The sequence below is a fragment of the Pseudaquabacterium rugosum genome (assembly GCF_038066575.1).
Taxonomy (GTDB): Bacteria; Pseudomonadota; Gammaproteobacteria; order Burkholderiales; family Burkholderiaceae_C; genus Pseudaquabacterium; species Pseudaquabacterium rugosum.
The window spans coordinates 95,598-117,608 of sequence record NZ_JBBUTF010000006.1 but is presented as its reverse complement, the minus strand read 5'-3'; the positions used below and the strand labels follow the sequence as shown (position 1 = coordinate 117,608).

Sequence of the window (22,011 nt, the reverse complement as noted above, 5' to 3'; positions counted from 1 at the left end):
GGCAGGCGGCGGTCACCCACTCGCCTCACTCCCTCACCGCCCCGCCAGCCCCAGCTGCTTCATGAAGTCCTGGTTGTCCCAGAACAGCCATTCGTGGTCCATCTGGCCGTTCTTCCAGTGGCCGATGGTGGCCATGCCGATGGCGAAGCGCTGGCCGGTGGGGGCGATGCTGCCGCCATCGGGCAGCGGCATCGGGCGCGTGAAGGTGCCGGTCATCACGCCGGTCACCGAGGTCCAGGATCCGGAACCGAAGCGCACCGGGTGGGTCTGGATGGCGATGTCGGGCGCGAAGACGAACATCGCCTTCAGGTCATCGATGTGGCGGTCGACGCCGCGGGTCTCGTGGCCGTCAGGCCAGGTGACGACGATGTCCTTGGCGTGGCTCTCGTGCAGGCGGTCCCACTTCTGGTTGCTGAAGACGTCGAAGTCGAGGGTGTCGAACTTCTTCAGCAGGCGCTCGACCTGAGGCGTCTGCTTCTCGTGCTTCGGCGCCGGGGTGGGCGGGTGCTCGGCCAGGCTCTGTGCGTGGGCGGCGGGGGCTGCTGCTGCTGCTGCTGCTGCCAGCAGTGCGGTGCCCAGCAGCGACGTGAGCCGGCTGCCGCGCCGGCCGAGGGTTCGGTGGATCATGGTCATCTCCGTGGCGGGGGTGTGATCGGGGGGATCAGCCCTGGCCGAGCCACGCCGGTGCGATGCCCGTGCCGCGGCCGGCGCCGTAGCCGAAGTAGATGTTCAGCCCGGCCAGCGGCTCCAGGTAGCGGGCGTTCTTCAGGCCGCCGGCGTCCACCGGCTGGAAGCCCAGGCTGCCGGCCAGCTGCGTGACCTGCTGCTTGGCCTCGGCATGGTCGCTGGCCAGGAAGACCTGGATGCGCTGGCCGTCGGCCAGCAGGGCGCCGGCGGCCAGGCGTTGGGCGAACACGGTGTTGAAGCCCTTGACCAGTGCGGCCTGCGGCACGGCGCGGGCGATCTCCTCGGCGGCCGAGGTGTCGTGGCCGAGCGTCAGGCCCATGTAGTCGGGCGTCAGCGGGTTGGTGATGTCGATGACGGCCTGGCCCGCCTGCACGTCGGCGGCCTGCAGAGCCGCTGCAGCGTCGGCATAGGCGGTGGCCAGCACCACCACGTCGGCGCCGCGGGCGGCACCGGCGGCCGGCACGGCCTGCACGCCGGGGTGGGCGGCGGCCAGGCGCGCGGCCTTGTCGGCATCGCGGGCCGTCACGCGCACCGTGTGGCCGGCGGCGTGGAGTTGCTGGACGAAGGCCGAGCCCATGTTGCCGGCGCCGATGACAGTGACTTGCATGTGAGGTCCTTTGCGGGGGAAGTGCAGCGGTGCTGCGATGGGATGAATTCTGAAAGTCCCGGCTTTCCGGATAAATGGCTATTGGCGCCACACATTGGCCCGTTAATCGGCACAATCGGGCCATGGACCGTTACGCCGAAATGCAGACCTTCGTCGCCGTCGTCGATGCCGGCAGCTTCGTCGGCGCGGCCGATGCGCTGCAGATGTCGAAGACGGCGGTCTCGCGCGTCGTCGGTGCGCTGGAGACGCGTCTGGGCACCCGGCTGCTGCAGCGCACGACGCGCCGCCTGTCGCTGACGCCCGAGGGCGCGCTGTTCGTCGAGCGCTGCCGCGAGCTGCTGGACGGCGTGCGCGATGCCGAGGCCGAGCTCAGCACCCGCACCGGCGAGGTGATCGGCGAGCTGCGCATCAGCGCGCCCGTCACCTTCGGCCTCGATCATCTGGCGCCGCTGTGGCCGGCCTTCATGGCCCGCCACCCCCGGCTGACGCTCGACGTGACACTGACCGACCGCTTCGTCGACCTCGTCGACGAGGGCGTGGACCTGGCCGTGCGCATCGGCCAGCTGCAGGCGTCCAGCCTGGTCAGCCGGCGGCTGGCCTCGACCCGGCTGGTGCTGTGCGCCTCGCCCGAGTACCTGGCGCGCCACGGTACGCCGCGCACGCCGGCCGATCTGGCCGGCCACACCACCTTCGCCTACAAACTGCTGGCCTCAGGGGACCAGTGGCCGTTCGAGGGCCCGGACGGCCCGCTGACGGTGAAGGTGAACCCGCGCATGCGCAGCAACAGCGGCGACAGCTGCTGCGTGGCCGCGCTGCAGCACCAGGGCATCGTGCTGCAGCCCAGCTTCATGGTCGGTCGGCACCTGGCCAGCGGCGCGCTGGTGGAGCTGCTGGCCGACCACCGCTCGCGCGAGCTGGGCATCCACGCCGTGTGGCCCAGCCGCAGGCAGCTGGCGCCCAAGGTGAGGCTGATGGTGGAGTACCTGGTGGCGGCGTTCAGGCAGCCGGGCTGGGCGGCTTGAGGACCGCGGTGCGCCGGCCCGTGTTCAGCCGACCGATGACGTCGCCGCTGCCGCGTCGGCATCCCGCTGCGCGAACACCTCCCGCGCCGCCGCCAGGCCGTTGAGCGCCGCCGGAAAGCCGGCGTAGACGGCCATCTGCATGATGACCTCCACCACCTCCTCGCGCGTGCAGCCGACGTTGAGCGCGCCGTGCAGGTGCACCTTGAGCTGCGGCGCCGCGTGGCCGAGTGCGGTCAGCGCGGCCACCACCGCGATCTCACGCGCACGCAGGTCCAGCTGCGGCCGGCTGTAGATGTCGCCGAAGGGGAACTCGATCAGCAGCCGGGCGAAGTCCGGCGCGATGTCCTGCAGCGCGGCGATCACCCGCTCGCCGGCCTCGCCGTCGATCTCGCGCAGCTTGTCCCAGCCGCGCTGGTAACGGGTCAGGTCGACGTCCGGATTGTTGATCGACACGCTCTGGCTTGACGACCCGGTGTCCGGGGGCAAGGCTGGGGACATGGCATGGGCTCCGATGCAAGAGGGATCAGTCAGAGGCCGGGCCGTCAGGGCCGGCCGTCGGGGGTGCGCAGGTAGATCGCGATCTTGTCGTCCAGCGCCTGCGTGGCGCGCGCCAGCACCTGCAGGCGCTCGGCCAGTCGCTCGCGGTGCCGCTGCAGCAGCACCAGACGCTGCACCTGCGTGGACGCACCCTGCGCCCGCCACTGCGCGTACTGCCGGATCTCCGCCAGCGGCATGCCGGTCTCCTTCAGCCGCAGCACGAAGGCCAGCCACCGCAGGTCCGCCACGCCGTAGCGCCGATGGCCGTTGGCGGCGCGCCCGGCCGGCTGCAACACGCCGGCCTGCTCGTAGAAGCGCAGGGCGTGGGTGCTGAGGCCGCTGCGCCGCGCCAGCTCGCCGATGCTCAGACCGTCCGGCGAATCGGGGGTGGGGGACGTCATGCGGCGGATGGTAGGACTTCGAGTGGGCTTGAAGTCAAGCGGCAGGCACGGACGCACGTCCCCAGGGTTTGCCCCGGCCGGACCGCGCACGGCAGAATCGGCCGGCATGAAGCCATCAACCAAGGGAGGAGAGGTGGCCCCAGACACGTCGGCGGACTTCGCCACTGCAAGCGACGACGCCTCGCACGCGGCTGATCCGCCCGTCGGCCTTGCGGCCGCATCGGCGTTGGCCGCCGAGCGTGTTGGGAAGCGCATCCGTGAGCAGCTTGGCCGAGCATTGCGCGTGACCTGCTCGCCCGAGCACAGGGCGGAGTCCCCGCTGCTCAAGGCCTTCGCTGACCGGTCCTGGCCCTGCGCCGATCTTGCGGACACCTGCTTCATGGCCCAGATGCCTGAAGAGGAGGTGTTAGAGGGGCTGGCGGCACTCACGGACGTGCTGAGTGAGCCGGTGAATGGCCATCCGTTGGGCGTGACCCTGTCGCCCGCTGACAAGGAATTGGCGACGGCGCTTTTCATGCTGGGCTTGCACCGCTACGCGCTCAGCTCGCTCGCGGCGCAGGCGGTGATGGGGGATGGCGCGCTGACGGTGACGTCCTATTCCACCGCCACCGCGGGCGTTCTGGCGGCCATCGCGCATGACTGCGGTCTGCTGCTTCGGTCGTCAACGCCCGTTAACGGCCGCTCAACGGCGGCGGCGCCGTTCTTCGCCGCGAATGCCATTCGTGAGCTCCCCGCCAGTGAGTTCGGCAGCGACGACGACAACGGCTATTACGCCGTACTCGACGAAGTGGCGTCCTGGTGCAAGAGCCTGGAGACGGCAGCGGACCTCATGGAGCGCACCTTCCGTATTGACCCGAAGGCCACGGCTCAACCCCGGAATGCGGCGCTGGCAAGACGGGCCATCGACAAGGTCGAGAAGCGGCATGGGGTACGACCATTCCTGCTCGCGGAGCAGGCGCCCGAACGACGCGGTCTCGCCGCGTCCGTCGGCCTGCGCGGCCGGCTGGCGCAGTCGCTCGACCTTCACACCGGCTTGTTCGATATCCGTGATTCTTCAGTGATTGAGCCCGAGCCCCGGGAAGCCGAGGCCGCCATCCTGGAGCTGACAGACCTGTTCATCCGCTCGCTGTCCGGTGACAGCTCAACGGCTCAGAAGGAACCAGACGTGCCAACGCCGCAGCGTATTTGCCGCATCTTCATCAGCTATGCCCACAAGGACGGCGAGCCCTGGCTCGACCGATTGAAGACACATCTCGATGGACTGCCTGACGACAGGGCGGTCGATTCCTGGGCCGACACCCGCATTCAGACGGGCGACGACTGGGCGCAGTCGATCGCAGATGCCATGCAAGCCGCCGATTGCGCCATCCTCATCCTGACCCCCGGGTTCCTGGCGTCCAAATTCATCCGCGACGAGGAGTTGCGCACCTTGCTGAACCGCAGGCGCAGTGAGGGCCTGCCGGTGTTGCCGATGGTGGCCAGACCTTGCGGTTGGAATCTGCACGAGGATCTGAGGTGGTTGCAGGCGCACGAACGCGCACGGCCGATCTCGGCGATGACCGAGCCGGAGGCTGACGAGGCTTTGGTTCGTCTTGTTGCCCAGATCGCCCGCATGTGACCCCAGAACGAATGTCCACCATGACCCGGCTTCAAGATCTGCAAGAGCAATCCGTTCAACTGCTCGAACATTGCGTCGATGGGCTTGACGATGCTGCCCACCAGTGGACCCGCCCCGAAATCGACGCCCTGACCCTGGCCCAGGCCGCCCGCCGGCCGCTGCTGGTCCGGGGTGAGCCTGGCACCGGCAAGACCCAGCTGGCCCGGGCAGCGGCCCAGCATCTGCGCTGGCGCCTGCTGACCGAGGTCATTCACGCACGGTTCGAGCCGACCGACCTGGTCTACCGCTTCGATGCCGTCCGCCGGCTGGCGGATGCGCAGGCCGGCCTGTCGCTGGATGACAAGCGCTACTGGCAGCCCGGCGTGCTGTGGCAGGCCTATGACTGGGCCGAGGCGAGCCGCTACGGCGACTGCCGCCACGGCCTGCATCGCCTCGCAGGCCACGTGATCCTGATCGACGAGATCGACAAGGCCGACAGTGATCTGCCGAACAGCCTGCTGGAGGTGCTGGGCCAGCGTCGGGTACGTGTACCGGGGCTGAACCTGGAGTTCGGGCTGGCCAAGGATCAGGCCGAGCCCCTCATCATCATCACGACCAACGAGGAGCGTGAACTGCCGCCCGCCTTCCTGCGCCGTTGCGTGGTCTTGAACCTCGCGCCGGATCCGGAACAGAGCTATGTGGACTGGCTGGTCAGCCGCGGCCATGCGCATTTCGGCGCGATCGACGGCCACGAGCGGGCCACGCTGGGTGAGCCGGTCCTGCGCGTGGCGGCCGAGCAGCTGGAGGCCGATCGTCACGAGGCCAAGCGGGCCGGCCTGCCGCCGCCCGGCCCTGCGGAGTATCTGGATCTGCTGTACGCCATCCACAAGTTGGCCGATGGGCAACCGGAGGAGCAGATGGCATGGCTAATCAAGCTCAGCGCCTTTGCCTACGTCAAGAATGCGCGGCCTGAGGGCAGCACGCAGCCTTCGCAGGCGCGGTCGCCGGTGGCGACGTTGAAGGTCTCCGCTCCAGGCCAGACTGCCGCATGACGCGCGCGAGGACGCGCGGCGCCCCACCCGTCTCGCGGGCCGATCTGTTGCAGGCGCTGGCGCTGGCCGGCGAGGACACGGCGCAGGCGCAGCGTTGGGCGGGTCTGCTGGACTTCCGGCACGATCCCCCACAGCCCGAGCTGCCAGCCCAGCGATTGGCGGCAGGGCCGCGTTCGAGAGCGCTGGACACCGCACCGGATTCACCGGTGCCGCCGCGGCCTGCGGAGGCGGCGCCGATGTCGGTGCCGCAGGTCCGACTGCCCGTGGTCACCGCGCGCGAGGACTTCAAGGTGCCCGAGAAGGCCGACGGTCTTGAGGCTCCGGCCGAGATCGCCGATGCGCCGGAGGCCGGTCCCTGGCGCCCCGGCCATGTCGCGCCCCGGCCGCCCTTGCTGCGTCCGACCCAGCTCTGGCCGGCATTGGCCGGCGCCTTGCGCGATCCGCGCGATGCGGGCCTGGACATCCCGGCGCTGCTGCGCCAGCTCAGCCAGGGCCGTTCGCTGCGGCGGCTGCCCCGCGCCCGGCGCCCGGTGTGGGGCGGCCAGCTCTGGGTCGTCATCGACCGCGCGCCGCATCTGCAGCCCTATGCCGAGGATCTGCTGGACGTGCTGCGCCAGCTGGTGCGGCTGCGTGGGCGTGAAGGCCTGGTCGTCTGGGTGGTTGACGGCTCTCCGGACCAGGCGCTGGACCGGCCGGTCACGCTCGACGGCCGCGCAGTGCCCCAGAGCGGCCGCTGGCCGCGCCCACCGGCCGGCAGCAGCGTCGTGCTGCTGTCCGATCTGGGGGGCGCGCTGTCACGGCCGCCGTCGCACTGGTTGCCCTTCATCACCTACCTGGTGGACTGCGGGGCACAGCCTTCGGCCTGGCTGCCGGTGTCACCGGCCCAGGTGCCGCAGGCCCTGGCCGACGTGCTGCCGGTGCACTGCCTGCAAGCCGGCACCCCGCTGCGCCGCCAGAAGGCGCGCGGCCATGGCGAGGTGCAGCAGCGCACCGAGGCGGGCCGGCTGCAGGCGCTGCTGCCGACGCTGCGCGCCATGGTCGCCTGCTGCGTCCGTCTGGACGAGCCCTTGCTGCGCGCCTTGCGCCTGGTCCATCCCGCGCTGCGGCACGAGCCCGCGCTGGAGGCCTTGTACTGGGCCGATGCCGGCCACGTCAGCAGCAGCCTGGCCAGCCGGACCTTGCGGCCTGCCGCCGCCCGCCCCGCGCGCGAGTACCTGGCCGAGGGTACGACGGAAATCTGGCCGGACGATCTGCGCGGCGCGATCGCCCGCGAGCTGCTGGCGCACCACGCCGGCCGGCCCCGCTCGACGCTGATGGTGGAGCTGTCGTTGTGGCGCACGCATGCGGGAGCTGCAGACGGCGACGCATGGGCCGTGGGTGCGGACACGGAGCTGGCAGAGGCCCTGGATGCCGCCGATGCGTGGCTGCGTCAGCTCGGCCGACACGCCGAGCAGTTGCCCGATCTCAGCGCAGTACCGGCGCAGCAGGTGGCCGCGTACGCACGGGATCTGCTGACCCGGCAGTCGGACGATGCGGCGTGGATGGCGCGCATGGGTGAGCCGCTGGCGCGTTTGTGGGCCGTGACGGGGCAGCAAGATCCGGTGCCGGTGCATCTGCCAGAGAGGGCGATGCTGCAGGCTCTGAACGCGCGCCCCACTCCTCCCAAGCGGGGCTGGCGACTCGTTCAGCGGGGCGAGATGCTGTGGCTATGGCCAGAGACCGAGCCACTGCCTGCCCGGTCTTCATGGGTCTGCGGTGTGTTTCGAACGGCGAATCTCGTGCTGTCTGGCGCAGACGATGCACGGTCCGTCGTCAGCCCGGGCGACAGCGCTGAGCCGCTGATGTCTCTGCGTCAGGTCCGCCTGCCGGTCCGGCTGACCTTTGACGAGGGATGTCTGACCCTCGATGCGATCAGTCGTCCGGCCTGGGCTCGGGAGTGGGGGCGAGACAGCGAGGGCCTGAAGGCGACACTGGATCTGCCCTGGCCGGCTGCTGAACGCATGCGTTGGGTTGACGGCGGCTCGCTGGCAGGGCGGCCGTGGTGGCGCGCCGAGAGGCCCCGGCTTCGTCCGCGACGCACCATCTTCATATCCTGGGGCGATGTGCCCGATGCGTGGCGGAAGGGTCTGCAAAACACCGTTCGTTTCCACTGCATGCAGGCGTCTCAGAATGTTGAATTCGTGGATGAGCTGCCCTCATGGGCGCCCGCTCCAGGCTCGAACATCGCTGCCGAGTTCAGTGACTATCGCGCCGCATGGCTTCAGTCCCTCCGCGATTGCCCAGCCGGTGAAGCCATCTGCGTGTTCGTGCTGACCCATTCACGTTTGAAGAGTCAGTTTCTGATGCAGACCGACGAGGAGCTCCTGAACTCCAGCGAGTTACGCGATGCTGTTCGGCAAGGAATGCAGGTCGTCTTGATTGCTGCTACTGAAGGCTTGAGGGAGCGCATCCCGGAGCCTTGGGTATCGTTCAGCAAGACCGCGCCACTCAGCGCTCACGGCTCAACGCAGGGGCTCCGTCTGGCGGACGTTGAAGAGACATCCCAACTGCTTCTCGATGTCATCTTGGCTGCACCGATGGCCCCTGACGAGCATTCCGGACCAACTTGGTCCAGTGGCGTCGATGGTGACTACGGAGCGTTCCTGGACTTTTCGCTGGGGCAGGTCACCCAGCGCTTCCGCTACATGCCCCCCGGCGAATTCTGGATGGGCAGCCCCGATGACGAGCCTGAGCGAGAAGAAGCCGAAGGCCCACGGCACCGTGTGCGATTGACCGAGGGTTACTGGTTGGCCGATACCGCGTGCACGCAGGCTCTGTGGTTCGCTGTGATGGGCGGTAAGAACCCGAGCCATTTTCAGCATGACTTGGCTCGGCCGGTCGAGAAGGTGAGCTGGGACGACGTGCAGACATTTCTGCAACGGTTGCAGCCGCTGCTGCCTGCAGGGTGCGAGGCCGTGCTGCCAACCGAAGCTCAGTGGGAGTACGCGTGTCGGGCAGGCACGCAGACGCCCTTCAGCTTCGGGCCGGACGTCACGCCAGAGGAGGTGAACTACGAGGGGAGCTTTCCGTATGCGGCTGGCCGCAAGGGTGAGTGGCGGGGAAAGACCGTGCCGGTGAGGAGCCTGCCGGCGAACGGTTGGGGTCTGTACGAGATGCACGGGAACGTTTGGGAGTGGTGTTCAGACGGAGTGCTCAAAGGCGATGACCTGAGGCGGTATCCGGCGCAGCAAGATGGGGATGTTCTGGAGAATCCGAGCCAGCCTCAAGGGTCCGGTCCTGCTGCTCAACGCGTGCTACGGGGTGGATCATGGTTCCTCTGTGCCGGGGCCTGTCGGTCGGCCTACCGTCGCTCCTACGGGCGAGGCAAGCGCATCAGCGAGGTGGGCTTCCGTTTTGCCCTGAGGTCCAGCAGCCCGGTGATGACCGTGACGCGGGACGCGTCACGGCAGGACCCGGAGGGGCCGGGAGGGTCGAGGGCGCCGGCTGCGGAGCGGCCGGCGTCCGTGCCTTTCAGCTCGGGCCGGGACGGCCCGGCGGCGCCCTCCAAGAGGCCGCCGCGTTCCCGCACATGAGCGTCGTCCGAGCACCAACACATGCCAAGCATGACCACGCATCCTGATGCCCTTGGCCTTCTGGGCACCGACCCGGAGCGCCCAGAGATCCAGCCCTTGCTCCCCCCCGAATTCCCCCCACCCTGGGCCAGCGCCTGGGGCGATGACCGCTGGGGCATCTGGGCGGATCTGGAGGTCAACGGCGTGATGCAGCGGATGCGCTGGATCCCGCCGGGTGAGTTCACGATGGGCTCCGGCGACGATGACGACCTTGCCTATCCCGATGAGAAGCCAGCCCATCGGGTTCGCCTGACCGAGGGTTACTGGCTGGCGGACACGGCGTGTACGCAGTCCTTGTGGCTGGCGGTGATGGGTGAAGCGAACCCGAGCGGGTTTCAGGACGACCCGGCCCAGCCCGTCGAGCAGGTCAGTTGGGACGATGCCACCGAGTTTCTGAAAGCCCTGAGCAATCGCTGGACGGAAGGCGTCGTGGCCGAGCTTCCTACGGAAGCGCAGTGGGAGTACGCCTGCCGGGCCGGCACCCGCACGCGCTTTCATTTCGGCCACGGGATTCAAACGGACTGGGTCAATTTCAACGGCCAGGTCAGACTCGTTGACGAGAAGGCAAGCTGGGGCGAGCCGAGAAAAAGGACGGTCCCGGTGAAGAGTCTGCCCGCGAACAGCTGGGGTCTGTACGAGATGCACGGGAATGTGTGGGAGTGGTGCGCAGACGGTGTGGTCGCGGATGGAGGGCTGAGGCCGTATCCCAAGCAGCAACAGGCAGAGGCTCTGGAGAATCCGATCCAGCCTCCAGGCGAGGGCCGGTCGGCCCACCGTGTGCTGCGGGGCGGTTCGTGGTTGGACGATGCCCAATTCTGTTTGTCGGCCTACCGCAATGCAGGACAGCGGGACAGGCCCTACGGCCGCACGGGCTTCCGCTTTGCCCTGAGGCCCAGCACCCAGTCCACTGACGAGCCCTAGGCCAGTGTCCGGGTTTCCGGTGGCCGGTCGCCCCCCTCTCCCTCCCGCCCCCGCACCACCACATCCCCCACCACCCCATGCCCCGCCAGCAGCCGCTCGGGCCCCGGGGCGTCGTAGAGCACCAGCCAGGCGGCGGCTTCGGGGGGCAGGCCCAGCGGGGTGGCCAGGCCGGGGGGCAGGGTGCACAGGGCCTCGGCGCGGTCGGTGCCGCGGCCGTGGGGCAGTTCGGCCCAGGTCGGGGTGGCGGTGGCGAAGGTGACGGGCTCGGTGTTGTCTCGCAGGGCGGTGGCCGCGTCGCGCCAGCGGTAGATGCGGATCTCGCCGTCCAGCACCAGGGTGGGGCCGGCCAGGATCAGCAGGTCGTCACCGTCGCGGCACAGGTCGCGCACGCCCAGGCCGTCGAGTGGCAGGAAGTGCTTGCGCACGCGGGTGCCGTCGGCGTCCAGCGGGGCCAGGCGCAGGTGGTCGCCGTGGTCTTCGGGGGCGATCTGCAGGATGCAGGCCCAGCCGCGCAGCACGGGGCCGCGCAGGCCCAGCAGCAGGTGCTCGCCCAGGACGGCCAGGCCTTCGACGTCGAAGCCGTTTTCCTTGCCGGGGATGGCCAGGAAGGGGCCGAGGTGCGGGTCGTCGGCCAGGGCGCGGGTCAGCTCGTTGTGCTCGGCGTCGCCCTTCAGGCGCAGCGCGCGGCGGCCGTCCGCCGTCTCGCGCACGGGCTGTGGCGTGCCGTCGGGGCCGCGCTCGACGGGGATGCGGGCGATCAGGCGGCGGTTGCCGTCCAGCGGGGTCTTGGTCAGGCGGCGTGCGTTGTCGGCGGCGCTGCGCCCGGGCTTGGCGTTCTTGCGCTTGAGGCCGTGGGAGCCGGTCAGCCACAGCCAGCCGTCGTGCCAGGCCATGCCCTCGATGTCGGCCTCGTCGTCGGCGGCGCCAGGCAGGTCCAGTACCTCGGCCAGCGGGAAGTCCCGGGCTTCACCGAAGTGCAGGCGGCCGTCGCCGGTGTCGGGCTGCAGGCGCAGCCGGTCCAGGCCGCAGGCCTCGTCGCCGGTCACCCACAGCCAGTGCTCCGGCGGGGTGTCGGTGGCGGCGGCGCCCGCGGCCGGTGGGTGGGTGCTGATGGCGGCGCCGGAGAGGTTGGTGCGCACCAGGGTGTCGGCCGCGAAGGTCAGCCGGGCGGCGGCGGGCAGTCGGATGGCGGGCATGGCGGGGTGGGCCCCGGGGGCCGGATGGGTGGGTGGGCGACGGGCCGATCCATCATGGCATGGGGTGGTGCCGAGTGGGGTTGGGCAGGGATTCCTGACGCTGTTCGTCTGATCACGCCCGCCGGGAGCGTCGCACGATGTCCGGATGTCGACGCTGCTCCCACCCCGCCTGTTCCGCCTGCCGCGCCCGTGCCGTCGCCTGGCCGCCCTGTGCGTGCGGGTCGGCGGCCTCGCGATCACGTCCGCGCTGGGGCTGTCTCTCGCGCTGCCGCGACCCGCCCACGCCGCCATCGTCAGCTTCGCCGGCCACACCATGCAGACCAACGGCGCCGCCACGCTGGTCAGCGGCAGGCTGCAGATGACGCCGAACACGGTGTCCACCGGGGGCTCGGCCTGGAAGACGACGCCGGTGTCGACGCAGCAGTCCTTCGTCAGCACCTACGGCTTCACGCTGACCGGCTGGGCCTTGCAGGCCGACGGCGTGGCGTTCGCGATGCAGCCGGTGTCGGCCTCGGCGCTGGGGGGCAACGGCATCTTCATCGGCATGCGGGGGCTGCCCAGCTTCGTCGGTGCCACGGTCCATACCTACACCTACAACACCGCGGGTCTGGAAAGCGACACGGTGCTGACGCCGCCGTCCGTGCCCGTGAATCTGGGCGGTTGCGGGACGGTCACCGGGCGCTATGTCGTCAGTTATGAGGTCACGACCTCGACCCTGAGGCTGGCCGGCAAACTCTCGGCCTGCGGCAACGAGGTCACCGTCAACGACACGATGACGGTGAACCTGTACACGAAGTTCGGCGCCTCGATGTACATCGGCTTCACCGGGGCGACGGGCACCAATGCGGCGCAGCAGCAGATCACGTCGTGGACCTACACGCCGGTCGCTCCGACGGTGCACTATGCCTTCGACGATGCCTACTGGAGCCATGCGGCCGGCGATGTGCCGGACAGCTCGGGCAACGGCCGTGCGGCCACCTCGCAGTACGGGGCGGCGGCTGGTGGCGGTTGCTCACCCTGGGGCGTGTTCGCCGGCACGACGGCCGCACCCGACCGCGTGGTGCTGCCCTACAGCACCGCCCTCGTGGCCGAGGGCAGCTTCAGCGTGATGGCCTGGGTGCGTGCGCGGGGGGGGAGCGGCGTCATCCGGGACATGGCCAATCTGCGTGTGCGCGGCGAGACCACGCCCTACAAGGGCTGGGCGCTGCGGGCCAATGACACCGATCGCTACGAGTTCTGGCTGGCGGTGGAGAACTCGACGGCCGACACCCAGGGCGACTTCGGCGCGGTGGTGCAGAACAGCTGGGTCCATCTGGCGGCCACCTTCGATGCCGAATCGGGTCCGGACGGCCTGGGCGCCTACCGCGGCCGGCTCACGCTCTACCGTGACGGCGTGGCGGTCTACAGCCGTCTGGACGCACGTCATGTGCCCAACGACAGCCAGCCGCTGGTCATCGGCTCCGGTGGCTTCAATCCAGGCACCACGGGTGACGCGACCGGCTTCGCCATCTACCCGTGGCAGGGGGACATCGACGAGTTCAAGCTGTTCGACCAGGCCCTCAGCGTCGATCAGGTGCAGGCCCAGCGCACGCGCTCGCTGGCCTGCATCGCGCCGCATCATCTGGAGCTGCGCCACGGCAGTGGCCAGGGACTGAGCTGTGCGCCGTCGACGTTGACGGTGGCCGCCTGCTCGGATGCGGCCTGCGCCCAGCCCTACATCGGCGGGGTCAGCGGCACGCTGGGCTGGAACACGCCCGTGCCCGCCAGCGGTGGTGGCAGCATGTCGGTCGTCTGGCCCGACGGGGCGGGCTTCACCATTCCGGCCGGCAGCAGCTCGACCACGCTGCGCACCCAGGTGACGACGGCGGGCACGGTGCGCATGGCGCTGGCCACGTCCAGTCCGACGCCGACCTCGGCCACCACCTGCACCTTCGGTTCACCGTCATGCACCTGGACGGCGAGCGATGCGGGCCTGCTGTTCGACGTGCCCGACCACGTCTCCGAGCTGAGCAGGACCTTCACCGTCTCGGCGGTGAAGAAGGCCGACAACAGCCTGGCCTGCACGCCGGCCTTCGCCTCGGTCACGCGGCCGGTCACCTTCAGCTGCGCCTACCAGAACCCGGCCAGCGGCACCAAGGCCGTGCGGGTGGGCGGGGCGGCGCTGAACGCGGGCAACAACGCCGCTGCAGCCTGCGATGCCGGTGGCCGGGCGGTGAACCTGGCCTTCAACGCCTCGGGCGTGGCCAGCACCACGGTGCAGTACGCCGATGTCGGCCGTGTGGGCCTGAGCGCCAGCTACACCGGCGGCGCCAACAACGACAGCGGCCTGGTGCTGGCGGGCAGCGATGCCTTCGTCGCCCAGCCCTGGTATCTGGTGATGAGTCTGTCGGCCGGTGCGCGCGCGGCCGGCAGCCCCTTCACCGGCACGGTGCGGGCGATCAATGCCGCCAGCCAGACGACGCCCAACTTCGGCCGTGAGGTGCCGGCCGAGGGCGTGACGCTGGAGGCCGTGCGGGCCAAGCCGCTGGGCACCGGTGCCGTCACCGGCAGCTTCAGCGGCACGGTGGGTGCCTTCAGCAGCGGCCAGGCCACGCTCAGCGATCTGCGCTATTCGGAGGTCGGCATGATCGATGTCTCGGCCCGGCTCAGCAGCGGCAGCTATCTGGGCACCGGCTGGCTGACCGGCGGCGGCAGCAACCTCAGCGCGGTCACCTGCTCGATCGATGGCGGCCTGTGCATCCTGCCCAGCGGGGTGGTGGCCATCGTGGCCTATGGCACCAACACGGCCTGGATCGCCCGTGCGCAGCAGACAGGCACGCTGGCCTGCAATGCCCTGGCCTTCGGCGGGGACCCGGCGCCGGGCCAGATCAAGACCTGCTTCTACCTGCCCACCAGCGGCGTCAACATCCTGTCGGCCGGCACCGTCGGGCCCTTCCTGCCCTACCGCTTCGACGTGACGGCGCCCGGGGCCTGCGACAGCTTCAGCTACGCCGGCCAGTCGTTCACGGCGACGGTGACGGCGCGCGAGGCCGGCGGCGGCATCACGCGCAACTACGACGGCAGCCTCGCCACCTCCCCCAACTACGCCAAGCTGACCACCCTGGCCGAGGCCACGCCGCTGGGGCTGGGCAGTCTGTCGGTGTCGACCGTGTCGGCCAATGCCTTCGCCGCTGGCGTGGCCAGCACCTCGGCCAGCTACAGCTTCAGCAACAAGCAGACGGGACCGCAGACGCTGCAGTTGAGGGCCACCGACAGCCAGGGCGTCAGCTCCGCCGGTGGGGGTGATCTGGCCATGCCGCTGCGCAGCGGCCGGCTGCGGGTGTCCAACGCCTACGGCCCGTCGACCAGCCCCTTGGTCGTGCCGCTCACCTTGGAGTATTTCAGTGGCAACAGCTGGGTGGTCAACACGGCCGATACCTGCACCAGCCTGAGCGCGCCGTCCTTCCTGATGAACAACCCGCGCTCGGCCCTCGGCGGCCTGCTGGGGGGCACCAGTACCAGCGTGACCGCGGTCAGCGCCTTCACCGCAGGCAAGGCCGAGCTGACGCTGGCGCCCGTGTCACCGGCCGGCAGCAGCGCCAGCTTCGACCTGGCCGTCAATCTCGGCAGCCTGCCGGTGGACCGCACCTGCCTGAACAGCCTGCGCGGCATCACCGTCGGTGCGGCGCGGCCCTGGCTGCGCAGCCAGTGGGGCAACTGTGCCAACGGCTGGGATGCGGATCCCAGCGGCCATGTCAGCTTCGGCATCCACCGCGGTGACAGCCGCAAGACCCTGCAGGTGCAGGATCTGCCGTGATGGCAGCGCCCGTGGCGCTCAGACCGTACGTCCGGCCGCGATCCGGCGCAGCGCCTGCTCGAAGACCTCGGGCGGTTGGCCGCCGGAAATCAGGTGCTGGCGATCGATGACGATGCCCGGCACGCTGCGGATGCCGGCCTGACGCCAGAAGTCCTCGGCCTCGCGCACGGCCTCGGCATGGTGCCGGGGGTCGGCCAACACGGCCTCCACGCCTGTCATGTCCAGGCCGGCGACCTGCGCGCAGCGGCGCAGCACGTCCGGCGCGGTCGGGTTCTCGCCCTCGGTGAAGTAGGCGGCGAACAGCGCGCGCTTGAGCGCCACCGCCTGCGCCGGGCCCTGCAGCCCGGCCTCGTGCAGCAGGCGGTGCGCCTCCCAGGTGTTCCAGCTGCGGCTGCGCTTGTCCATCGCGAAGTCGAAGCCGACCGTGGCCGCGCGCTCGCGGATCGCGGCCTGGTTGTCCATCACCTGCTGCGCGCTCAGTCCGTACTTGGCCGACAGGTAGGCGACGATGTCCTCCCCCTCCGGGCCCATGTCCGGGTTCAGGCGGAAGGGCTGGAACTGCAGCGTGATCGGCCCGAGGCTGTCGCCCAGCCGTTCGAGCGCGATCAGCAGGCCGTGCAGGCCGATCGCGCACCAGGGGCAGGCGACGTCGGAGACGAAGTCGATGTGCAGGGCGGGCGTGGCGGGGGAGGCAGCAGAGGTCATGACCGGCAGTCTAGGCGCGATGCGCCCATCCCCACCGGGCCCATGGCCGCCGCCCGCTCAGATGCCGGCCAGCGTGGCCACCCGGGCCAGCGTCCACCAGGCGGCCAGGCTGCCGATGGCGTAGAGCACCGGCGTGCGGGCCCGTGCCAGCCAGGGTCGTGTCGACAGCAGATGCCAGGCCGCCCACAGGCTGCCGACCACGGCCAGCTGCCCCAGCTCGACGCCGAGATTGAAGGTCAGCAGTGCTGCCAGCAGGTGCTGCTGTGGCAGGCCGATGGCCTGCAGCGCACCCGCGAATCCCAGCCCGTGCACCAGACCGAACAGCAGCGCCACCAGCGCCGGCCAGCGGCGGGCCACCGTCGGGCGTCGGTGCAGCGCCTCGCCGGCCACCAGCATGATGGACAGCGCGATGGTCGCCTCCACCGGGGGCGCACGCAGGCTCAGCCAGCCGAGGGCACTCAGGCCCAGCGTCAGGCTGTGGGCGACGGTGAACGCGCTGATCGTCCACACCAGCTGGCGCCGGAAGCCGACCAGGAACAGCAGGCCGACGACGAACAGCAGGTGGTCGATGCCGGTCAGGATGTGCTCGATGCCGAGCGCGGTGTAGGCGCGGGCGATCTCGGCCAGATCACGGCGGTCCTCGGCTGAGCCGTAGAGCAGCAGTTCGCGCTGGCCCTGGCTGAAGGTGTAGACCCTCAGTCCGCCGTCCAGCCAGTGCATCTTGAGCAGCAGGGCCGATGTGCCCTCGCCCAGGCCCTCGACGGCCACACGGCCGCTCAGGCCCTGCGCACCGCAGCGCAGGCGTTGTGGTTCAGGGCTGTCGCAGCCGTCGGGCCAGCGCAGCCGCAGGCTGGCGCCGCCGGTGCGCGGGGCGGCCGTCCACTGCCAGCTGAATTCGGTCGGGCTGTTCTGCCAGACCACCATCTCGGCCATGCTGATCTCGTGCGCACGCGCACTGCCGTGGCCCAGCAGCAGCCACCAGGCCAGCAGGCCCGCCAGCAGCGTGCGCAGCAGGGCGCCGGTGCGCAGCGGCCAGGGCAGCGCGACGCGGGTGTCGAAGCCCGCGCCGATCCAGGGCAGGGGCCTCATCGGGCGGCTCCGCCGGGGGTGGCCGGGGCCGGTGCGGGCGCGGCCGTCACCGCCGTCACCGCGCTGGCCGACGCGGCGCCGGTCGAAGGATCCACCGGTGCGCCGGCGAGCGTGCGCACGCGGTACTTGCGGGCCATCTCGCGCACCGCCGCTGCGCGCTGCTCGGCCATCGTGGCGTCGATCCAGTCCTGGCGCACGGCGTGGGCGACATCCTCGAAGCGGGCCGGTCGCGCCGCGGCCAGCGCGTTGACGCGCACCACCTGCCAGCGGCCGCCGGCGCCCACCGCCTGCCAGGTGCCGGGCGCCAGCGTGGCCAGCTCCCGGGCGAAGGCCTCGCCCCAGCTCTGGGCCACGGTGTGGAGCGGGCGCGCCTTGTAGACGCGCAGGCCGGCGCCGGTGTCGCCGCCGCCGCCGGTGTTCAGGCGCTCGGCCAGTGCGCGCGCCGCGGCCTCGCCGGTCTCGTCGGGCGGCAGCACGGCCTCGTCGAAGTCGACGCGGGCCGGCTCGTCATAACGGCTGACCCGCTGCTGCTCGAACCAGCGGCGCAGCGTGGCGTCGTCGGCTTGCGGCGGCTTGAGGCCGGCCTCGATGGTGCTCAGCATCTTGAACACCACGCGGTCCTGGATGGCCTTGTCGCCCTGGTCCAGGCGCAGGGCCAGGCCCTCGCGGTAGAGCACCTCGTTGTCGAGCCAGACGCGGCGCAGTGCGTAGAGCTCGTCGGCATCGGGCGCGCGGCCGCGGGCCTCGTGGAAGACGCGCCGGGCCTGTTCGTCGACCGCGGCGTCGATGACCAGCGTGTGCGGGTCATCGGCCGGCGGGTTCAGCCAGCGGTCGGCGCCGAACAGGGCGGCGCCGGCCAGCAGGAAGTGCAGCAGGGGCTCGCGCGTCCACGCCGGCAGGCGGCGCGGGGCAGCCGCTGCAGCGGCAACCCCGGCCGCCGCCGGCGCCCGGGACGTGCCGGCCGCGGCCGGCAGACTCACGTCCGGCATTCAGCGCACACCCGCGACCGCCGTCGAGCCGCTGACCTCGATGAACACCGGATTGCTGTAGAACCACAGGTCCGCCCAGGCGGCGACGTCATAGGCCACCATCTTCTGGCCGTTGACCACCGGCATGTGGCTCGGGCAGCCGTTGATGCCGGTGCCGTTGAACACCTCGCTGCCCGGCAGGTTGCTGCCCACCGTGGTGCAGGGGATGCGCAGCATCGCGTTGGCCGCGTACTCGACGGTCGAGCCGGTCTTGGCGCGGATGGCGGCGCTGTTGGTCCAGACATCGGGCAGCGGGTTGCCGGCGGCGTCGGTCTCGTAGGGCACGGCCGCCGGCAGGTTGCTGCCGCGCAGGCGCAGGTACTGCGAGTTGCGCACGTTGGTCACGCGCAGGCTCATCACCTTGTACTCGCTGTCGGCGGCCGCCACGGTCCAGTTGCCGCTGTTGAACGTGCGCAGCAGGGCGGCGCTGGTGTTCTTGGCGGCGGCCGGCACGCTGTCGAGCGCGCGCAGCTGCTGCGGGTTGGCCAGATCGACCCAGCTGTCGGGCCAGGCGCCGGCGTAGTCGGCGGCTGTCGGCGCGCGGAAGCCGGTGACCATGCCGCGGATCACGTCCACGTGGTCGAGCACCGGGCGGTCCAGCGGCTGGGTGATGCCGACCTGCTTGAGCGACGGGTTCGGGAAGGCGTAGGGCGAGTGGTTGATGCCCGACGGATCGCGCACGGCGATGGCCACCACCACCTCGGCGCCCGGACGCAGCGTCAGCTTCTCGCCCATCGTGGCGCAGCCGGTGACATCGGTGTCGGTGCCGTTGCGTGCGGCCTGCAGGGCCAGCGCCTCGACGCTGGCGTTGCTGCGGGCGGCCACGCCGGGGTAGGACGCGCAGGCGACGAAGGCCAGACGGTCGATCAGCTGGCCGCTGGCGGCGAAGGCGTTGCCGGTGCGCAGGCCGTCGACGATCATCTGCGGGCTCAGGCGCTGCTGGCCGCCGTTGCGCACCATCGCGTAGGTGCGCTGGTACTCGCCGGGCCAGAAGTCCTGGTCCGAGCGGCGGTCATCGACGCTGAACGAGCCGCGCGAGTGCCAGTCCGAGCTGGCGAAGAACCACCAGTTGCGACCTTCGCCCAGCAGCGCGTCCCACACGCCGCCGACCTGCGCCGCGTAGACGCCGGTGCCGCCGTAGGTGACGCCGCCGACGGAGTCGACGTTGGTGCCGCTGATGGTGTTGCGGCGCAGCGTGTACTCGCCACGCTGGTCGGCCGCACCGTGGCCGGGCTGGCTCTCGAAGCCGAAGGCCACGCGCGGGGCGGCGTTGTTGAAGTTGCGCAGGTGCTCGACGTTGAAGCCGTTGTTGCCGCTGGCGTTGAAGGGGCCGGCGCGCTCCAGGTGGGCCGGCACGTAGTAGCTGGCGTCCGGGTGGAACTGCTTCATCCACTTCAGACCTTCGACGGTCTTGAGGTGGCCGTTGTTGCCGTTGGCGCCGTTGAGCTTGGCGGCGCTGGCGTTCCAGTCGGCGTTGCCCTCATTCTGGCTGCCAGGTACGGCGCAGTTCCACAGGTTCTCGGCGCCGCGGCTGACGTCGCTGTTGCCGCGGTCGAAGCAGTACTGCCACATGGCCAGCGCGTCGGCATTGCCCTTGGCGGTGTAGCCGCGGGTGGTCGGCAGCGGGCTGGTGAAGGCCGCGGCCGGCATCTGGCCGGTGATCACCGTCATCGAGCTGTGCTCGTGGCCGGCGACGACCGATTCGGTGCCGATGAACAGCGGCTCGTTGCGGTAGGCCGCCAGGTACTCCATCAGCGGGTACTGGTACTCCTTGACCGCCTGCCAGCGCCACATCGCCTGGCTGGGGCTGCTGCCCGAGACGGAACCCTTCGGATTGACCGCGGGCGTGCTGTTCTGCCAGGTGGTCGTCGGGCCCTGGACCGTGCCGGCGCTGTTGCGCACCACCGGGTAGGCCGGGGTGGCCAGACTCTCGTCTTCCGGCAGCGTGCAGTTGCGGTTGCCGTTGCCACCGTGGCCGGCCTGCACGAACCAGTCGAGGCCCCACGGCGTCTCGCTGGTGCGGTCCATCGACTTCTTCACCTTCTTCTGCATCGAGACGGCGCCGTCCGAGCAGGTCGAGTGGTTGTGGAAGTCACCCGCGACGTAGCGGCCGGCCGTCTTGGCGGCGTCGGCGGTCTGCGGGGTGGACATCAGCACCAGCGTGCTGGCCGCGGCCACCGCGGCGAGCGCCAGCGGTGTCGGTCGGAAGGTCTGGGACATGCGGGACTCCGGTGTCGGGTGTGTCAGGAGGATCGGGGCGTGGTCTGGCAACGGCGGATCGGGCCCCTCAGGCCGCCGGGTAATCAACGTTCAGCGTGGTCTGCACCGCGCCGCTGTGGGCGAAGTGCAGCCACAGCGGGAAGACGCGGCCCAGCTGCAGCGGGCGGTTCAGCGCCGTCAGGCGCAGGCAGCTGCCGAACGGGCTGAGGTGCAGATCACGGCCGGCGGGGATGGGCATCGGCAGCGGCCCGGGCTCGCCCATGCGCACCAGTCGGCACCCCCCGGCGACGGCGGTCTCGAAGCCCACCAGCGCGTCGTCCTCGCTGATGGCGGTGAAGCTCAGGAAGACGTCGATCTCGGTCTGGCCCGGCGTTGTCTCGCGGCACCAGGGGTGCTGCACGAGGAAGCGGTCGGTCTGCACCTCGCAGGCGCGGGCGCTGCCGGCGCCCAGCCATGGCGCCAGAGGCAGCAGGCTGACGGCCTGGCACAGCAGACGGCGACGGGGCAGGGCAGGGCGCAGGGCCATGGTGCGGGGATCGGGTGGAGGGTGGATGCCTGGGCCGGCGGGCCACGTCGCGACGACTCCAAGGCCGGTCAGCGGGGCGCGAAGCCGCGGCAGTCTCGTCGCCACCCGTGACGCGGGCGTGACCGGGCGACGGGCCGGCCGCCCCGCACCATGGCCGGCCTGCGGTGACCCCGCGGATCAGGGGTGCGGATGGCCGCTGCGGTCCATCGTCATGCCGCTGTCGCCTGCGTCTGCGCCAATCGGCCGCATCCAGGGGTGGGTGGCGCGTGCGCCACCTGCGTCCACCAGAACCCGTCCCGCCGCGGTCCTCCCCGCTCCGGCAGGGGCGTCGATCCGATCCGGAGTCCTGCCATGCACACGCCCACGTCCTTTCTGCCCCGAGTCCTGCTGTCGGCCCTCGTGCTGGCCGCGCCGCTGGCCGCCCAGGCCGCCAACGTCACCGTCGACTTCGAGACCGCGACCAGCTTTTCGTCGGTGCTGACGCACTACGCGGGCGGCGCCGACGCGGCCGGCGTGACCGGCACCGACCTGGGCGTGAGCTTCAGCGGCGACGTGATCGCCCTGGCCAACGACAGCCTGGGGACCTACTTCAGCAACGCCCCGACGGCCGTGGGCGTGATGACCATCGTGGGCAGCGATGCGGTGATGGACGTGGCCAAGGGCTTCACCGGCTCGGTGGACTTCGCCTGGTCGTCGCTGGCCGATGTCAGCGGCGGGGTGCAGGTCTGGAGCGGTGCCGGCGCCACCGGCACGCTGCTGGCCAGTTTCGACCTGAGCACCAACGCCCAGGCCGGGGGCTGCAGCGACAGCGCGCTGTGCCACTTCGACGCGGCCAGCCTGGCCTTCGCCGGCACCGCCTACTCGGTGAGCTTCGCCAACGCGGCCAACGTGGCCGCCTTCGACGACATCGCGATCACCGCCGTGCCCGAGCCCGCCACCGCCGCCACGCTGCTGGCCGGCATGCTGATGCTGGGCGCGCTGGCCCACGCCCGTCGCGGCCGCCGCTGAGCGTGGAC

At 70.7% G+C, this 22,011-nt stretch carries 17 protein-coding genes; 7 read left to right on the top strand and 10 right to left on the bottom strand.

Features of this window, described 5'->3' with window-relative positions:
• Positions 1-33 precede the first annotated feature (33 nt).
• Together AACH11_RS07930 and AACH11_RS07925 are read right to left on the bottom strand one after the other, a co-directional pair.
• Positions 34-627: an ester cyclase gene (locus AACH11_RS07930; protein WP_341373673.1), complete on the bottom strand. Its 594-nt coding sequence runs from the start codon at positions 625-627 to the stop codon at positions 34-36.
• Positions 628-661: 34 nt separating this feature from the next.
• Positions 662-1,294 (bottom strand): NADPH-dependent F420 reductase, encoded by a 633-nt coding sequence (locus tag AACH11_RS07925; RefSeq protein ID WP_341373672.1) that lies wholly within the window; start codon positions 1,292-1,294, stop codon positions 662-664.
• Between the two features lie 122 nt (positions 1,295-1,416).
• On the opposite strand from AACH11_RS07925, the gene AACH11_RS07920 reads away from it, so the two are divergent.
• Entirely contained in the window at positions 1,417-2,316 is a 900-nt protein-coding gene (locus AACH11_RS07920; RefSeq protein WP_341373671.1) for a LysR family transcriptional regulator, read from the top strand.
• 24 nt (positions 2,317-2,340) lie between these two features.
• On the opposite strand, the gene AACH11_RS07915 is transcribed toward AACH11_RS07920, so the two are convergent.
• A complete protein-coding gene (locus AACH11_RS07915; protein ID WP_341373670.1) occupies positions 2,341-2,769 on the bottom strand; it encodes a carboxymuconolactone decarboxylase family protein in 429 nt (142 codons plus the stop codon).
• Between the two features lie 89 nt (positions 2,770-2,858).
• Positions 2,859-3,254 (bottom strand): MerR family transcriptional regulator, encoded by a 396-nt coding sequence (locus AACH11_RS07910; protein ID WP_341373669.1) that lies wholly within the window; start codon positions 3,252-3,254, stop codon positions 2,859-2,861.
• A gap of 106 nt (positions 3,255-3,360) precedes the next feature.
• On the opposite strand from AACH11_RS07910, the gene AACH11_RS07905 reads away from it, so the two are divergent.
• Genes AACH11_RS07905 through AACH11_RS07890 form a run of 4 tightly spaced genes read left to right on the top strand, consistent with a single transcriptional unit; the run spans position 3,361 to position 10,435 of the window.
• On the top strand, positions 3,361-4,872 hold the full coding sequence (locus tag AACH11_RS07905) for a toll/interleukin-1 receptor domain-containing protein (protein ID WP_341373668.1): 1,512 nt from the start codon (positions 3,361-3,363) through the stop codon (positions 4,870-4,872).
• Positions 4,873-4,892: 20 nt separating this feature from the next.
• Positions 4,893-5,903 carry an AAA family ATPase gene (locus AACH11_RS07900; protein WP_341373667.1) on the top strand — a complete coding sequence of 337 codons (1,011 nt, stop codon included), beginning with the start codon at positions 4,893-4,895 and terminating at the stop codon, positions 5,901-5,903.
• Positions 5,900-9,475 (top strand): SUMF1/EgtB/PvdO family nonheme iron enzyme, encoded by a 3,576-nt coding sequence (locus AACH11_RS07895; protein WP_341373666.1) that lies wholly within the window; start codon positions 5,900-5,902, stop codon positions 9,473-9,475. Before AACH11_RS07900 ends, AACH11_RS07895 begins: the two co-directional genes overlap by 4 nt.
• Positions 9,476-9,505: 30 nt before the next feature.
• Complete coding sequence (locus AACH11_RS07890) at positions 9,506-10,435, top strand: formylglycine-generating enzyme family protein (RefSeq protein WP_341373665.1); 930 nt, start codon at positions 9,506-9,508, stop codon at positions 10,433-10,435.
• Here AACH11_RS07890 and AACH11_RS07885 read toward each other — a convergent pair.
• Positions 10,432-11,631 carry a DUF3616 domain-containing protein gene (locus AACH11_RS07885; protein ID WP_341373664.1) on the bottom strand — a complete coding sequence of 400 codons (1,200 nt, stop codon included), beginning with the start codon at positions 11,629-11,631 and terminating at the stop codon, positions 10,432-10,434. The two genes, AACH11_RS07890 and AACH11_RS07885, sit on opposite strands and share 4 nt — an antisense overlap.
• Positions 11,632-11,776: 145 nt before the next feature.
• Here AACH11_RS07885 and AACH11_RS07880 point away from each other — a divergent pair, with 145 nt between their 5' ends.
• Complete coding sequence (locus AACH11_RS07880) at positions 11,777-15,427, top strand: DUF6701 domain-containing protein (RefSeq protein WP_341373663.1); 3,651 nt, start codon at positions 11,777-11,779, stop codon at positions 15,425-15,427.
• An 18-nt stretch (positions 15,428-15,445) separates the two neighbouring features.
• Here AACH11_RS07880 and AACH11_RS07875 read toward each other — a convergent pair whose 3' ends face one another.
• From AACH11_RS07875 to AACH11_RS07855, 5 genes are all read right to left on the bottom strand, one after another.
• Positions 15,446-16,132 (bottom strand): DsbA family oxidoreductase, encoded by a 687-nt coding sequence (locus tag AACH11_RS07875; protein WP_341373662.1) that lies wholly within the window; start codon positions 16,130-16,132, stop codon positions 15,446-15,448.
• Positions 16,133-16,189: 57 nt separating this feature from the next.
• Positions 16,190-17,221, bottom strand: a complete 1,032-nt coding sequence (locus tag AACH11_RS07870) for a HupE/UreJ family protein (RefSeq protein ID WP_341373661.1) — start codon at positions 17,219-17,221, stop codon at positions 16,190-16,192.
• Complete coding sequence (locus AACH11_RS07865) at positions 17,218-18,201, bottom strand: peptidyl-prolyl cis-trans isomerase (RefSeq protein ID WP_341373660.1); 984 nt, start codon at positions 18,199-18,201, stop codon at positions 17,218-17,220. Before AACH11_RS07865 ends, AACH11_RS07870 begins: the two co-directional genes overlap by 4 nt.
• A gap of 9 nt (positions 18,202-18,210) precedes the next feature.
• Positions 18,211-20,469 (bottom strand): hypothetical protein, encoded by a 2,259-nt coding sequence (locus AACH11_RS07860; RefSeq protein WP_341373659.1) that lies wholly within the window; start codon positions 20,467-20,469, stop codon positions 18,211-18,213.
• Positions 20,470-20,536: 67 nt separating this feature from the next.
• Complete coding sequence (locus AACH11_RS07855) at positions 20,537-20,995, bottom strand: copper chaperone PCu(A)C (protein WP_341373658.1); 459 nt, start codon at positions 20,993-20,995, stop codon at positions 20,537-20,539.
• Positions 20,996-21,346: 351 nt separating this feature from the next.
• On the opposite strand from AACH11_RS07855, the gene AACH11_RS07850 reads away from it, so the two are divergent.
• Positions 21,347-22,003: a hypothetical protein gene (locus AACH11_RS07850; protein WP_341373657.1), complete on the top strand. Its 657-nt coding sequence runs from the start codon at positions 21,347-21,349 to the stop codon at positions 22,001-22,003.
• Positions 22,004-22,011: the final 8 nt, after the last annotated feature.